At 60.9% G+C, this 12859-nt stretch carries 12 protein-coding genes; 7 read left to right on the top strand and 5 right to left on the bottom strand.

What is annotated here, in order from left to right; all coding sequences use genetic code 11:
* Nucleotides 1–549 precede the first annotated feature (549 nt).
* Nucleotides 550–714 carry a general stress protein gene (locus ACL2XG_RS14100; RefSeq protein WP_410012508.1) on the top strand — a complete coding sequence of 55 codons (165 nt, stop codon included), beginning with the start codon at nucleotides 550–552 and terminating at the stop codon, nucleotides 712–714.
* A gap of 319 nt (nucleotides 715–1033) precedes the next feature.
* Here the strand turns inward: ACL2XG_RS14100 and ACL2XG_RS14095 are convergent, their stop codons facing one another.
* Complete coding sequence (locus ACL2XG_RS14095; protein WP_413721917.1) at nucleotides 1034–1921, bottom strand: LysR family transcriptional regulator; 888 nt, start codon at nucleotides 1919–1921, stop codon at nucleotides 1034–1036.
* A 115-nt stretch (nucleotides 1922–2036) separates the two neighbouring features.
* Here ACL2XG_RS14095 and ACL2XG_RS14090 point away from each other — a divergent pair, with 115 nt between their 5' ends.
* Both ACL2XG_RS14090 and ACL2XG_RS14085 read left to right on the top strand, forming a co-directional pair.
* A complete protein-coding gene (locus ACL2XG_RS14090; protein ID WP_413721918.1) occupies nucleotides 2037–3020 on the top strand; it encodes an NAD-dependent epimerase/dehydratase family protein in 984 nt (327 codons plus the stop codon).
* A 221-nt stretch (nucleotides 3021–3241) separates the two neighbouring features.
* Nucleotides 3242–4198, top strand: coding sequence for a GNAT family N-acetyltransferase (locus tag ACL2XG_RS14085; RefSeq protein WP_413721919.1), 957 nt, complete (start codon nucleotides 3242–3244; stop codon nucleotides 4196–4198).
* Nucleotides 4199–4271: 73 nt separating this feature from the next.
* On the opposite strand, the gene ACL2XG_RS14080 is transcribed toward ACL2XG_RS14085, so the two are convergent.
* Nucleotides 4272–5768 (bottom strand): NCS1 family nucleobase:cation symporter-1, encoded by a 1497-nt coding sequence (locus ACL2XG_RS14080; protein ID WP_413721920.1) that lies wholly within the window; start codon nucleotides 5766–5768, stop codon nucleotides 4272–4274.
* A 144-nt stretch (nucleotides 5769–5912) separates the two neighbouring features.
* Between ACL2XG_RS14080 and ACL2XG_RS14075 the strand changes: the two genes are divergently transcribed.
* Together ACL2XG_RS14075 and ACL2XG_RS14070 are read left to right on the top strand one after the other, a co-directional pair.
* Nucleotides 5913–6629, top strand: coding sequence for a GntR family transcriptional regulator (locus ACL2XG_RS14075; protein ID WP_410012503.1), 717 nt, complete (start codon nucleotides 5913–5915; stop codon nucleotides 6627–6629).
* A gap of 114 nt (nucleotides 6630–6743) precedes the next feature.
* On the top strand, nucleotides 6744–7484 hold the full coding sequence (locus tag ACL2XG_RS14070) for an aspartate/glutamate racemase family protein (RefSeq protein ID WP_413721921.1): 741 nt from the start codon (nucleotides 6744–6746) through the stop codon (nucleotides 7482–7484).
* Between the two features lie 58 nt (nucleotides 7485–7542).
* On the opposite strand, the gene ACL2XG_RS14065 is transcribed toward ACL2XG_RS14070, so the two are convergent.
* The 3 genes from ACL2XG_RS14065 to ACL2XG_RS14055 form a co-directional block, all read right to left on the bottom strand.
* Nucleotides 7543–8952 (bottom strand): AtzE family amidohydrolase, encoded by a 1410-nt coding sequence (locus ACL2XG_RS14065; RefSeq protein WP_413721922.1) that lies wholly within the window; start codon nucleotides 8950–8952, stop codon nucleotides 7543–7545.
* Entirely contained in the window at nucleotides 8949–9158 is a 210-nt protein-coding gene (hpxX, locus tag ACL2XG_RS14060) for an oxalurate catabolism protein HpxX (protein WP_413721923.1), read from the bottom strand. Before hpxX ends, ACL2XG_RS14065 begins: the two co-directional genes overlap by 4 nt.
* 99 nt (nucleotides 9159–9257) lie before the next feature.
* Nucleotides 9258–10844, bottom strand: a complete 1587-nt coding sequence (locus ACL2XG_RS14055; RefSeq protein WP_413721924.1) for a gamma-glutamyltransferase family protein — start codon at nucleotides 10842–10844, stop codon at nucleotides 9258–9260.
* Nucleotides 10845–10990: 146 nt separating this feature from the next.
* On the opposite strand from ACL2XG_RS14055, the gene ACL2XG_RS14050 reads away from it, so the two are divergent.
* Both ACL2XG_RS14050 and ACL2XG_RS14045 read left to right on the top strand, forming a co-directional pair.
* On the top strand, nucleotides 10991–11836 hold the full coding sequence (locus ACL2XG_RS14050) for a MurR/RpiR family transcriptional regulator (protein WP_410012499.1): 846 nt from the start codon (nucleotides 10991–10993) through the stop codon (nucleotides 11834–11836).
* A gap of 229 nt (nucleotides 11837–12065) precedes the next feature.
* Entirely contained in the window at nucleotides 12066–12857 is a 792-nt protein-coding gene (locus ACL2XG_RS14045) for a transporter substrate-binding domain-containing protein (protein ID WP_410012498.1), read from the top strand.
* Nucleotides 12858–12859 lie beyond the last annotated feature (2 nt).

Raw genomic sequence — 12859 nt, 5'->3', positions numbered from 1 at the left:
TTGGGTACGCCGCCAGGGCATGGCGTTTATTTATGATGGCCTCCTTGAAATAATGAAGTGCGGACACATAATGATATTGTAGTCTTATAACGATAAGATGTGATGACGTTTTTCCCTGGTGAAGTTTTGCCCGCCACCACTCGCTCCGTTGTGGAACGGCGGGATTTTTTTATCTCAAACTATCATATTATTCGCGATGTTTATGCGGGTATCGCGTTTCACCAAATTCTAAGCTTAATTTACCGCTGACGCTTCTGCCGGCGAAAGCACGGCGCATGGCAATAATAAAATATTGCCTGTTTTTTATGCGTTTACCCGTCAGGTTGCCGGGAATATAAATAAGAAATTTTCTTTAATTTTTTTACAAAATGTAACGGCAACAAATAACAATTTGAATAGGAATGCTTTTTATGAAAAATAAGCAAACCTTGCGTTTTGGGCATAATGCGCTAAAGTTAAAAATGTAAGACGCGCATACACTTTATCTCCTGATATACCTACAGATAAAGGTATGCAAATAAGTAAACCATGAATAAGAGGAATATTATTATGACCGAACATCGTGGTGGTTCAGGTAATTTCGCTGAAGATCGTGAAAAAGCCTCCCAAGCCGGTAAAAAAGGCGGCCAGAATAGTGGCGGTAATTTCAAGAACGATCGTGAAAAAGCGTCTGAAGCCGGTAAGAAAGGCGGTCAGAACAGCAGCCGCAGCTAGTGCTGTTCAGTGCAAAACGCACTATCAACAGAGGTAAGTGCCTATAAAGATGTAAGTACCTATACATAGGTGCCTATAACTCTGTTACCCCGGCGCGTTGACTGCCGTCCGTGCCGGGATTTAATTTTACAAGCAAGAATGACGGCTTATTTTTATTATCCGTGTTGGCCATCCGTAGCGTGATGTTACCAGTTGATTTTCGCATTCGTGAACGTGATTTGCCCCGCCGGCTATCCTCTTCATCACCGCCTGCTTTAGCCCATCATGCAGTATTTTCCTGATCTCAGCACCGCGCCTTTAAAACCTTGCTCTCTAAACGCTAGCCCAGCGCTCCGGTATGCCGTTGCAGGCAAAGCACCAGCGCGTCGAAGGTCGCTTTGCAGCGCGGGCTGGCGCGCAGATCCTCATGCACGATGATCCAGGTGGGCAGGATAAACCCGTACTGTTGCGGCAGTACGCGCACCAGGTCCCCTGCCAGCGCCGTTTGGCATATGCCGATGCCGCAGCCGGCGCGGATAAGCGCCAGTTGGGCCAGATCGCTGTCGGTGCGAAAGGTGAAGGCATCGCGCGTCCATACCGGCAACTGCCTGCGCGCGGCCCGCAGATAAGGCGTTTCTTCATCGAATCCGATCAGCGCATGCCGGGTCAGGTCGGCGGGCGCGGACGGTACGCCGTGCCGGCGCAGATAGTCGCGATGCGCGTAGAGGCCGAGCTTCACATCGCCCACGCGTCTGGCGATAAGCGATTCCTGTTTGGGCGGGGTCATACGAACGGCAATATCGGCTTCGCGCCGCAGTAAGTCCTGTACCCGGTTAGTGGTCACCAGTTCAAGGCGCAGCAGCGGATGCGATTGTTTTAGCTGCGCCAGCATTGGCGGCAATACTTCCGTCCCTATCACTTCGCTGGCCGAAATCCGTACCGTACCGGCGATTTCCCGGCCACGGCCGGTGGCCGCCCTTTCCAGCGCCGCGGCGGTATCGCGCATGGTTTCGGCATACCCCCGTAAGGCTATTGCGCCCTCCGTCGGGGATAAGCCGTTACGCGATCGGATAAACAAGGGCTGGCCGAATGAGGATTCCATGGCGGCGATATGGCGGCCCGCTGTTGGTTGGGTAATGCCCAGGGCACGCGCCGCGCCTGAGAGCGACCCTTCGGTGAGCACGGCGAGAAAAGTGCGGTAGTATTCCCAGCCGATAGTTGAGCCCATAAACTCCCCTCTCTTGTTGACCATACATAAATGTATAGGTTGTAGCCTGACATAGACAATTTCTTTTATACGCCGCCGCATTAAAATTCTCTTATAACCCTTGGGGAGAAATGCGATGAACATAACGGACAATCCGGCGCATACGGCTTTGGTCCTTGGCGCGACTGGCGGCATTGGCGGCGAAGCGGCGCGCAAATTGCATCACGCCGGCTGGCAGGTGCGGGCGCTTTACCGGCAGGCGCCGGCCGCCGGCGAATACCGGGACGGCATCCACTGGCTGCGCGGCGACGCGATGAACCCCGGGGATGTGATGCGCGCGGCGCGGGGTTGCGGCGTGATTGTCCATGCCGTTAATCCGCCGGGCTACCGACGCTGGGCAGAGCTGGTGCTGCCGATGATCGACAATAGCATCCGCGCCGCCGTCGCCGAAAACGCCACCATTATGCTGCCGGGCACGGTTTACAATTATGGACCGGATGCTTTTCCATTGCTGAATGAAGATGCCCCGCAGCATCCGCTGACCCGTAAGGGCGCCATTCGCGTCGAGCTTGAACGGCGTTTGCAGGCGGCGGCCGATCGGGGGGCGCGGGCCATCGTGGTGCGGGCCGGGGATTTTTTTGGCCCACGAGCGGGCAATACCTGGTTCTCGCAAGGCGTGATCAAACCGGGACGGGCGGTGAAGGTGATCAATAGCCCCGGGAAGGCCGGTATCGGCCATCAGTGGTGTTATCTGCCGGACATCGCCGAGACGATGGTGGCGTTGCTGGCCCGGCGTGAGACATTATCACCTTTCAGCACCTTCCATATGGCGGGGCACTGGGATGATGACGGCATGCAAATGGCGCACGCTATTCGCCGCGTGGTCATGCGCCACGGCGGGCAGCCAGCGTTGCGCGCTTTTCCGTGGTGGCTTACCTCGCTGTTGGCGCCGGTGGTGCCCACCCTGCGTGAACTGCAGGAAATGCGTTATCTCTGGCGCCAGCCGGTTAGGCTTGATAACAGCCGCCTGCAGGCGATGCTGGGCAGCGAACCCCATACGCCGCTGGAGCTGGCGGTGGAAACAACGCTGATGGGCTTGGGGTGTCTTACAGCCCATTGAGGGAAATGCCGGCCCCGGGCGGCCATGATATCACGGCCTCACACACCGGACGCGCGGGGCACCGACGGAGTGATGGTTCCGGCCCCGCGGATACCGTTATTGCCGATCTTATTATGTGATGACCCTCTATGTCCCCGCCGTTACATCGCGTCCAGGCCTCGACAGGATGCCGGATTCGGCCCTATAGTAAGTTGCATAATACAACTATATGGGCAATTTGCATGACAGAGGATGATCTGCCGCTGGTTGACGGCATTCGCGCGGCCTCGCGCCAGATGGTGCGTAAACTGGGGTTTATGCAATCAACCCTGGCTGCAACCGACTATCCGCCTTCGGCTGTGCATGCCATGGTGGAAATTGGCGCGCGGGGCGATATGACGGCGGCGCAGCTCACTGAGCTGCTGGGCCTGGAAAAGTCCAGCGTCAGCCGCATGGTGCGTAAGCTGATTAACGCCGGGGAAGTAAAAGAAACCGCCAGCGCCGTCGATGGGCGCGTCAAACTCCTGGCCTTAACCGCGGCGGGCCAGCGCACCCGGGCCGTTATTGAGGCGTTTGCGCGGCAACAAGTAAGGGCGGCATTGGAACGCATGCAGCAAGCGGAGCGGCAGGCGGTTGCCCGGGGTTTGGCTCTTTATGCCCAAGCCCTGACGTCCCATGGCCAGGCGCCAGCGCAGATCGCCGCGCCGGTGCGTATAGATACGGGTTATCAGCCCGCCGTTATCGGCCGCATCGTACAAATGCATGCGCATTTTTATTCCCGTCATACGGGGTTCGGCCAGTTTTTTGAAGCTAAGGTAGCCAGCGGTTTGGCTGAATTTACCGCCAGGCTGGCGCACCCTGACAACCAATTATGGACCGCCGTCGACAGCGGGCGGATCGTGGGTTCGGTCGCCATTGACGGCGAGGATCTGCCCGGGCGGCAGGCACATTTGCGCTGGTTTATCGTGGAAGAGGGCCTGCACGGGGCGGGTATCGGCCGGCGTTTGCTGCAAGAAGCGCTGGCGTTCTGCGACCGCCGGGCTTTTACCGCCACCCAGCTGTGGACTTTCAGCGGGCTGGATGCGGCGCGGCGTCTTTATGAGTCACAGGGTTTTGTCCTGGCCGAGGCGTCTCCCGGCCGGCAATGGGGCCGGGAAGTGATGGAACAGCGTTTTGTGCGGCCCTGTCACGCGGATTAGCATCACCACAATTTATAATCATCCGCCGCGCAGCATCAGCCCCGGACACCCGGGGCGGTGCCAGGGCTAAAACCTACTCTTTCGGCGCCGGCGCCAGGCCCGCGTAATGCATGCCGGCGCTGGCGACGATATCGCGCCGCGCCAGATAGCGATAGCAGCCGGCGCCCAGAAAGACGCCGATAAACCAGCTGAAGTTCGCCACCTGATGCAGGCTGGGGGTAAAGCTTATCGCCAGCCCTATCAGCACCGCCGGCGCCAGGGCCATGATCGCCTTGGGGTTAAAACCATTATTATACCAATAACGGCCGGACGGCGTGGCGTTGAACAGGTCGTCCACCCATACCTTGCCGCGCTTGATAAAATAGAAGTCGGCGATCAAGATCCCGAACAGCGGGCCGATAAACGCGCCCAGCACGTCCAGCGTGTAATGGATAAGCTCCGGCGACTGGAACAGATTCCACGGCGTCAGCAATACCGAGCCCACCGCCGCGATCATGCCGCCGGTGCGAAAGCTGATTTTCTGCGGCGAACAGTTGGAAAAATCGAATGCCGGCGAGACAAAGTTCGCCACGATATTAATGCCTATCGTCGCGATAATCATGGTCAGCAGGCCCAATGCCACCGCCACGCTGCTGCCGACCCGGCTGACGGTTTCAATCGGATCGGTAATCATCTGGCCGAACAGACTCTGGGTACCGGAGACGATGACCACGGTGACAATGGAAAACAGCAGGAAATTGAACGGCAGGCCCCAGCGGTTGCCCCGGCGGATTTCATCCATGCTTTTACCGTAGCGGGAGAAATCGCCGAAGTTCAGCAGCGGTCCCGAAAAATAGGAGACCACCAACGCCACCGCGGTGAGCATTTCCCAGGCCTGCTGGCCCGGGGTCAGCGCTTTGCTGCTCAGGGTAAAGGAGATATTGCTTATCCCGGTCTGGAACAGGATCCAGCCGGCCAGCGCCAGCATCACCACGTAGACCGCCGGTCCGGCAAAATCGATAAACTTCTTGATGGCGTTCATGCCGTGCCAGAACACCATCGCCTGGAGCAGCCACATCACGCCAAAACAGAGCCATCCCAGCGTGGAAAGCCCCAGCCAGTGGCTTTGCGTCAGCGCCTGTAATGACGGCACGAATTTCAGCAATACCAGCATCAGGGCGTTCGCCGCCAGATAGGTCTGGATGCCGTACCAGGCAAAGGCGATAAGCCCGCGGATCACCGCCGGGATATTGGCGCCGAATACGCCGAATGCCTGGCGGCAGATCACCGCGTAGGGCACGCCGGCCATCTGGCTGGGTTTCGCCACCAGGTTGGCGCAGATTTGCACGATGCAAATGCCGAGCAGCAGGCATAACAATACCTGCCAGCTCGCCAGTCCCAGGGTGAAAAAGCTGGCGGCCACCACGTAGCCGCCCATGCTGTGCACGTCCGACATCCAGAATGAAAAAATATTGTACCAGCTCCAGTCCTGCTGGCGGGTAGGGGCTAAATCCTCGTTGCAGAGCTTGGGGCTGTAACGGCTGTGATCGGTGGATCCAATGCTATCGCTTACCTGATGAGTGTTTGGCATGAAATGTGCTCCTCTTATCACTACCCTTGGATGTCGGTACTGAGGAATGATTTGCAGGATCCAGGCCAATGCGACAAAATGTGTATACTTAATTTTTAATTTTGGTATACGGAAATAGATCTCTATCGTATACAGGAGCGGTGAATGTCCAGTTGGTACGGCCTGAAAAGTACTGTTTTTTCGCAGGATAAGGACGATGAGATTTATCACGCCATAGTTAAAGCCATCGTCGAGCATCAGCTGCCGCCCGGCAGCAAATTGCCGGAGGAGGCGCTGGCGGCGGCCTTCGGCATCAGCCGTACCGGCATTCGCAAAGTGCTGCAGCGCCTTGCCGCAGTGCATTTGATCCGGCTTACGCCCAAGCGTGGTGCGCAGGTGATCACCCCGGGGGTGGATGAGGCGCGTCATGTCCTGCTGACCCGCCGCATGCTGGAGTGCGCGAATTTACCGCAGGTGGCGGCACACTGCGAGGCGGTGCATATCAGCGCGCTGGAGGATCTGCTGGCCGGGGAGGCGAGGGCGCATGAAGAGCGGGACGGCGCCACCGCGATTCGTCTTTCCGCGCTGTTCCATGTGCAGCTGCAGGCGATTTCCGGCAACGAGGTGCTGACGCAAATGGTCTCGCAGCTCACCCTGCGCTCCTCGCTGGTGATTGCCGCTTATGGCGCGCCGTGGCAGCAGGGTTGCCGCTGCCATGATCACCAGCAGCTGGTCGCGGTGTTAAAGGCGGGGGATACCCCATCGCTGGTGCGGCAGATGGAACAGCATTTCGACGATATCCTGGCGAATCTTCATTTCGAGCGCAGCGGCGAAACCACGCCGGACTTTGCGCGCTTATTCTCGCCGGCGGTAAAAGGGTAGTACTTGCCCGGTTCCGGCCCTGGGCGGCACAGAAATCTGGCCGCCCGCCCGGGCGTAACCGGATAACCATCGCCGTATATTCGGTGCAGGCACAGGTAGAAAGGAGCCGCGATAATGGCCGCTTGTCGTATACAATTAATCAATCCCAACACCAGCGTTGCCATGACCGAGCGGATCCAGGCGGCCGCGCGGCGCGTTGCCGCGCCGGGCACCGATATCGTCGCGGTCTGTCCGGCGGAGGGCGTGTCGTCGGTGGAAGGGCATTTCGACGAAGCGGTGGCGACCATGGGCGTGCTGCAACGGGTGAAACAGGGCCGCGAACAGGGGATGAACGGGCATGTGATCGCCTGCTTCGGCGATCCGGGCCTGCTGGCGGCGCGGGAACTGGCCGGCGCGCCGGTGGTCGGCATTGCCGAGGCGGCGATGCATATGGCGACCCTGGTGGCGACCCGTTTTTCGGTGGTCACCACCCTGCCGCGCACGCTGGTTATCGCCCGCCAGCTATTGCACAGCTACGGTTTCGAGCGGCACTGTTCCCGGCTGCGCGCCATTGATTTACCGGTGCTGGCGCTGGAGGATCATTCGGGGCTGGCGCAGCAGCAGGTGCGGGAGCATTGCATCCGGGCCAAGCGGGAAGACGGTATCGGCGCCATTATACTGGGCTGCGCCGGAATGGCCGACCTGGCGCAGGAACTGACCGGGGAACTGCAACTGCCGGTGATAGACGGCGTCAGCGCCGCCATCAAGCTGATTGAATCCCTTTACGCCATGGGATTGTCCACCAGCAAATACGGCGATCTGGATTATCCCCTGCCAAAAGAGATCAGCGGCCATTTTAACGGGCTGAACCTGTAGACCAGCCCGTAAAAACCCGGCATTTAACGTTGCCCGCTGTGGCCTGCGTCGTCAGCCGTCAGGCCGCTTTTTGGCAGGCGGCGGTCGCCGCTACCACGCCGCTTTGCTCCAGCGCCCGCGCGGCGCGCAGGCAGAGATCCTCACGCCACGGCGCGGCGATCAGCTGCACGCCGATCGGCATCCCGCCCGCGATGGTGAGCGGTACGGTCACCACCGGCAGACCCAGAAACGACACCGGCTGGGTCAGCATGCCCATGCTGGCGCGCACCGGCAGCGCCTGGCCATTAACGGTAAACGTGTCCTGGCCGATAAGCGTGGCGCAGCAGGGCGTGGCCGGCGCCAGCAAAATATCCCAGTGGACGAATAGCGGCTGGATGCGCTCCTGCAAATAGCGGCGAAAACGCTGCGCCTGGATATACCACGCGGAAGGGAGCATCGCGCCGGCCAGCAGGCGCTCGCGCGACAGCGGCTCAAAACGGTGCGGTTCCCGCCGCAACGCCGGCAGGTAACGGTTGCCTCCCTCCGACGCGCTGAGGATAAAGGCCGCCGAGCGGGCGAGCGCCGCCTCGGGGAACATCACCTCTTCGTCCGCGCCCAGCGCCCGGGCGACGGTGTCCAGCGCCCTGGCGGCATCCGCGTCGCACCAAGCGCGGAAATACCCGCCCAGCACCGCGCAGCGCAGCCCCTTCTGTCCCCGGTCCAGCAGCGGCAGCGTCGGGCTGACCGGCCGGTCGGCCTGGAACCCGTCCCCGGGGTCAATGCCCTGCAACGCGTCATAGACCGCGCTGAGATCTTCACAGCACAGCGCCATCGGCCCGATATGATCCAGACTGGCGACAAATGAATGCGTACCGCCGCGCGACAGCCGGCCGAAGGTGGGTTTTAAGCCCAGGATGCCGCACAGTGACGACGGCACCCGGATGGAACCGTTGGTATCGCTGCCCAGGGAAAACTTCACCAGCCCGGCGGCCACCGCGGCGGCCGACCCGCCGGAGGAACCGCCGGCGATGCGCGCCGGGTCGCGTGGATTGCGGGTAGCGCCATAATGGCTGTTCTCGGTGGTAAAACCATAGGCGTAGGCATCCATATTCAGCATGCCGGACAGCAGGGCGCCGCTGCCGGCCAGTTTGGCCACCGCCCAGGCGTCCCGCTGCGCCGCGGCGCGATCGCTGTACAGGCTGGCGCCGGCCAGGGTGGTTTCGCCCGCCACGTCAAACAGGTTTTTCACGCCATAAGGGACGCCCGCCAGCGGCGGCAGGGGGGAGCCGGCACGGCGCAGCGCGTCCAGGGCGTCGGCTTCGCTTAACATTCTCTGCGCCGTGACCCGGGTCCAGGCGTTCAGCGCCGGATTGGCGGCGTCGATGGCGTCCAGGACGGCGCGGGCGATCTCACGGGCCGATACCTCGCCCCCGGCCAGCAGGGCGGTGATCTCGGCTATCGATAATGACGCCAGGGTGGTGATGTTCATGCCTTATAGACTCCCGCCACGTCCAGCCGGTCATCCAGCGGAAAGGCCATCAGTGGGGCCGCCATGGCGGCGATGCGCTCAAACTGCGCCAGCAGCTCCGCGCGCCTGGCGTCATCAAGCTTAAGCGCCAGCACGCTTTCCATCTGGCGGATATAGGCCGCGCAATCGATGGGAACGGCATCGCCAGGCGGGGAATCGTTTGGCATTGAGTCGCCGGGCGCTGAATCGCCCGGTACTGAAACCATGGGTACCGCATCGGTCGGAATCAAGGGCTTATCCATCAGGTTCTCCAGGTTTTGCTAACACTAAAATCCGGCGGCGCTGCCGTTGCTGCGCGGGTCAAACGCGCCCTCCAGCATCCCGTTGGTATGGCGCACTATCGCGCCGGCGTGTCCGACCGCTTCGCTGAAATCCGGCAGGGACTCCACCTCGTGGCCGAGCACGCGCAGGGCATCAAAGGTGGCGCCGCTAAAACGCCCTTCGAGTTTCAGGGTATCGGTGGCCTGCCCCCAGGTCCGCCCCAGCAGCCAGCGGGGCGCGTTGACGGCTTGCTGCAACGGCATGCCCTGCATGATATGGCGGGTAAATATCGCCGCCTGGGTCTGCGGCTGGCCGTCCCCGCCCATGGCGCCGTAGACCATGACCCGGCCGTCATGCAGCTTTGCGGCGGCCGGATTAAGCGTATGGAACGGATATTTGCCCGGCGCCAGCGCCCGCAAATGCCCGGGCTCCAGGCTAAAGGCGGCGCCGCGGTTTTGCCACAATATACCGCTTTTCGGCAGCACCACGCCGCTGCCGAATTCGTGGTAAATGCTCTGGATAAAGGACACCGCCAGCCCGCTGCTGTCCACCGTGCCCATCCATACCGTATCCCCCGGCGCCAGCATACTGCCCCAGGGCGCGGCGCGTTCGGCGTCCACCCGGCGCGCCAGGCCGTCCAGGAAAGCGGGCGCCAGCAGGGCGTCAGGATCGCAGGCCAGGTGCGCCGGGTCGGTGATAACTTCATCGCGCAGCGCGAACGCCAGCTTGGTGGCCTCGACGATGCGATGGATGGTCTGGGTTTCAGACTGCGCGGCCATGGACAGGCGATCGGTAATGCCGAGGATGGCCAGCGACACCAGGCCCTGGGTGGGTGGCGCCAGGTTAAACAGCTCGCCTTTGCCGTGCGCCAGGCGCAGCGGGGCGCGCCGTCTGGCGCGGTAAGCGGCCAAATCCGCGGCGGTGACCGGCATGCCGATCGCCTTCATTTCCTGGGCCATGCCGGCGGCTACCGGGCCGCGGTAAAAACTGTCCAGTCCCTGCTCCGCCAGGGCGATAAGGGTTTCGGCGAGCCGCGGCTGGGTAAAGCGGCTGCCGGCCAGCGGAATCTCCCGATGGGGAAAAAACACCCGGGCAAAATCCGCCCGGCCCGCCAGTTCGGAGAATTTGGCGCGGGAAGCCTGTTCCTGCGACAGGGAAACCGGCATGCCGTCGGCGGCATAACGGATGGCGTCCGCGAGCAGGCTTGATAGCGGCAGCCGCGGGTAGCCCATTTCCGCCGAGAGCGACAGCGCCTCAGCCCAGCCGGCCACCGTGCCCGCCACCGTCAGCGCCGACATCGCGCCGCGATGGGGGATAAGCGCCTCATCCCGGTAAAAATCGAAGGTCGCCAGCGAACCCGCCGGGCCGCCGGCATCGATGGCGACCGGCTCGCCGCGCGGCGGCACGATAAGCCAGAAACCATCGCCGCCCAGGCCGTTCATATGCGGGTAGACCACCGCGATGGACGCGGCGGCGGCCACCATCGCTTCAATGGCGTTGCCGCCCGCGCGCAGGACGGCCAGCGCGCTTTCACTGGCAAGATGATGAGGCGTTACCGCCATGCCCATCGGCGCCATGGAACTGTTGTTCATCGTGGTCAATATCTCTTGTTAACGGGCGGAGGCTGGCAACAGTTAAGCAAGAGGCGTTCCAACCCGCGCCGCCGGATTCATTTGCCTGCGCCGCGGCAGGATATGCTAGGGTAATATGAAACAAAGGTTGCAGCCGGGAAGGAGATATGAAGCAATTCGATGAGCGCCTGCGCGCCGCTTATGCGCAGCTTTCACCGCAGGAACAGCGGGTCGCCGCGTTTATCCTCGATCATTTCGACGATCTGATCAGTTATAACAGCGCGGAGCTGTCGCGTTTAAGCGGCGTCTCCAAGGCGACCGTCAGCCGGCTGTTCAAACGCCTGGGTTATGATAACTATCGCCAGATGCGCGACGAACTGCGGGTGTTGCGCCAAAGCGGGATGCCGTTAACCGATAGCCGCGACGCGGTCCAGGGCAACACGCTGTTGTCACGGCATTACAAACAGGAAATGGCTAACCTGACCTACTGGGTCAACCGGCTGGACGGCGCGCAGTTTTCCGCGGTGATAACGGCGATGGATAATGCCCGGCGTCTGTGTCTGGTGGGCTTGCGCAACAGCTATCCGGTGGCGATGCACCTGCGCCAGCAACTGCTGCAGGTGCGCGGGCGGGTGAGCCTGCTGCCGCAGCCGGGGCAGACGCTGGCCGAAGAAATAGTGGATCTGACCGCCGAGGATATGGTGGTGGTGGTGGCGTTTCGCCGGCGCACGCCGCAAATCCGGCCGTTATTATTGCAGCTTAAAAATAACGCCGTGCCGGTGCTGCTGATAAGCGAGCCCCAGGCGCAGGCGCTGATTCCGCTGGCGCGCTGGCATATCGCCGCAACGCTTGACAGCGTATCGGCGTTTGATTCCTACTCGTCTGCCATGAGCCTGGCGAACCTTATCAGCAACGCATTGCTGCATCATACCCTGGCCCAGGGACGGGCGCGCATCCACAGTATCGCCGATGGGTATGGCGAACTGGATGAGCTTGAACCCCGGGGTTCATAAAAAAACAGCGCGACATAGCGGTGCGCTTGCACTTTATGGGTGCGTTATTTTCCCGCCGCAGGGCCAAGGCTTTGCCATTCCCGTTAGCATAACCCCGCTTATGGCGGGGCTGGCCTGATGTTTCCCCCCGGTGTTCCCCGGCGTGAATCAATGGTTTCATTTGGCACATTAGTTGCAGATAATTAGCCTGAGAATCATTTGTTTCATTACTTCATCTTGGGAACCCGGTATGCAAATCAGAAAACAGCTTATAGCCCTGGCGGGCGCGGTCCTGTTGTTTACCCAGGCGGGGGCGGCCCTGGCCGATCAGTTACAGCAAATCCAGCAGCGCGGCGTGCTGCGGGTCGCCATTCCACAGGACTTCCCCCCTTTTGGGTCGGTCGGCACCGATCTGCAGCCCCAGGGCTACGATATCGACATGGCGCGTTACCTGGCCGACAAGATGAAGCTGAAATTGCAGCTGGTGCCGGTGACCAGCGCCAACCGGGTGCCTTATTTGCAAACGGACAAGGTCGATCTGGTGATTTCCAGTTTGGGTAAAAACGCCGAGCGCGAAAAAACCATTGATTTCAGCCGCGCTTACGCGCCGTTTTTCCTCGGCGTCTTCGGGCCGAAGGACGACGGGCTGAAAGCGCCGGCGGAACTGGCCGGCAAAACGGTGGGGGTGACCCGCGGCGCGGTGGAGGATATGGTGCTGACCGATCTGGCGCCGAAGGATGCCCAGATCAAGCGTTATGAAGATAACAACACCACGCTGTCGGCCTATATGTCCGGCCAGGTGCAGTATGTGGCGACCGGTAATCTGGTGGTGAGCGCCATTGCCCGCCAGAACCCGGCCAAGGCGCCGGCGGCGAAATTTATGCTTAAGGACTCGCCGTGCTATGTCGGCCTGCGCAAGGATGAGCCGGCGCTGAAGGAGAAGGTTAACGCCCTGATCGACGAAGCGCTGAAAGACAATACCCTCAACAGTCTGTCCGAAAAATGGATGAAAGCGCCGCTGCCGGCCGATTTGGGCGCCTGAGG

The sequence above is a fragment of the Sodalis sp. RH24 genome, from assembly GCF_047324145.1.
Lineage (GTDB): Bacteria > Pseudomonadota > Gammaproteobacteria > Enterobacterales > Enterobacteriaceae > Acerihabitans.
This window is presented reverse-complemented; position numbering and strand designations above follow the sequence as displayed.